This window comes from Streptomyces sp. NPDC005402, assembly GCF_040606575.1.
In the GTDB taxonomy this organism is placed as follows: domain Bacteria; phylum Actinomycetota; class Actinomycetes; order Streptomycetales; family Streptomycetaceae; genus Streptomyces.
The window spans coordinates 1-1,576 of the sequence record NZ_JBEXFB010000073.1 but is presented as its reverse complement, the minus strand read 5'-3'; the positions used below and the strand labels follow the sequence as shown (position 1 = coordinate 1,576).

Genomic DNA, 1,576 nt, shown 5'->3' with positions numbered 1-1,576 from the left:
TCGTCGGTGACCATTTCGAGGGTCAGCTCGTCGTGGTTGCGCAGGAAGATGCCCCACTGGCAGTTGTTGGGGATGGCCGGCGTCTTGGCGAGGATCTCCGAGACCGGGTAGCGGGACTCGCGGCGCACGGCCATGAAGATGCGGGGCATGACCGGGAAGTGGAAGGCCATGTGGCATTCGTCGCCGCCGGACTCGTAGTCGCCGAAGTAGTCGACGACGTCCTCGGGCCACTGGTTGGCCTCCGCCAGGATCACCGTGTCCGGGTAGGACGCGTCGATCTCCTTGCGGACCCGCTTCAGGAACTCGTGGGTGGCCGGAAGGTTTTCGCAGTTGGTGCCTTCCTCCTGGTACAGGTACGGCACGGCGTCGAGACGGAAACCGTCGATGCCCAGGTCGAGCCAGAACCGCAGTGCGGAGATCATCTCCTCCTGGACGGCCGGGTTCTCGTAGTTGAGGTCCGGCTGGTGGGAGAAGAAGCGGTGCCAGAAGTACTGCTTGCGGACCGGGTCGAAGGTCCAGTTGGAGGCCTCGGTGTCGACGAAGATGATCCGCGCGTCCTGGTACTGCTTGTCGTCGTCCGCCCACACGTAGTAGTCGCCGTAGGGGCCGTCGGGATCCTTGCGGGACTCCTGGAACCACGGGTGCTGGTCGCTGGTGTGGTTCATGACGAAGTCGATGATGACGCGCATGCCCCGGTGGTGGGCGGCGTCGACGAACTCCACGAAGTCGGCGAGGTCACCGAACTCCGGCAGGACGGCGGTGTAGTCCGAGACGTCGTACCCGCCGTCCCTGAGCGGCGACTTGAAGAAGGGCGGCAGCCACAGACAGTCGACACCGAGCCACTGGAGGTAGTCGAGTTTCGCGGTCAGGCCCTTGAGGTCGCCGACGCCGTCGCCGTTGCTGTCCTGGAAGGAGCGGACGAGGACCTCGTAGAAGACCGCCCGCTTGAACCAGTCCGGGTCACGGTCCTTGGCGGGGGTGTCCTCGAAGGTGTCGTGGACGGGCTCGTTGACGATCATGTTGTGGGTGACCCTCCGATCTGCGGGGTGGACGGTCGCAGGACGGTGCTGTGCTCATCCGGGGGGTGACCCCCGGACCCCCGGCCGACCACAAGGACGTGTGCCCCGCCGGGCTGAAGACGCACGTAGTTCGCCCTGCCCCAGTGATAGGTCTCACCGGTGAGCTCGTCGCGCACCGGCACCGACTCGTGCCATTCCAGGCCGAGTTGCGGCATGTCCAACGAGACCGTGGCCTCCTGGGTGTGGTGCGGATCGAGGTTCACGACCACCAGAACCGTGTTCGAGCCGCTCCGCTTCGAGTACGCGATCACCTCGTCCTTGTCCGCGTGGTGGAAGTGGAGATCGCGCAGCTGCCGGAGGGCCGGGTTCTCCCGTCTGATCGTGTTGAGCTGGGTGATCAGGGGGGCGAGGCTGTCCTCGGTGTCCCAGTTGCGGGCCTTGAGCTGGTACTTCTCCGAGTCGAGGTATTCCTCGCTGCCCTCGCGCAGGGGGGTGTTCTCGGCGAGTTCGTAGCCGGAGTAGATGCCCCAGGTCGGCGAGAGGGTCGCGGCCAGCAC

1 protein-coding gene and 1 pseudogene are annotated in these 1,576 nt (G+C 65.6%); both read right to left on the bottom strand.

Going from position 1 to position 1,576, the window contains the following annotated elements:
• Positions 1-1,019, bottom strand: a 1,019-nt coding sequence (locus tag ABZT02_RS46105; protein WP_356029463.1) for an alpha-amylase family glycosyl hydrolase, incomplete at its 3' end; no start/stop codon positions are given.
• A pseudogene (locus tag ABZT02_RS46100) lies at positions 1,016-1,576 on the bottom strand (alpha-1,4-glucan--maltose-1-phosphate maltosyltransferase); the annotation flags it as partial. The gene ABZT02_RS46105 and the pseudogene ABZT02_RS46100, both read right to left, overlap by 4 nt.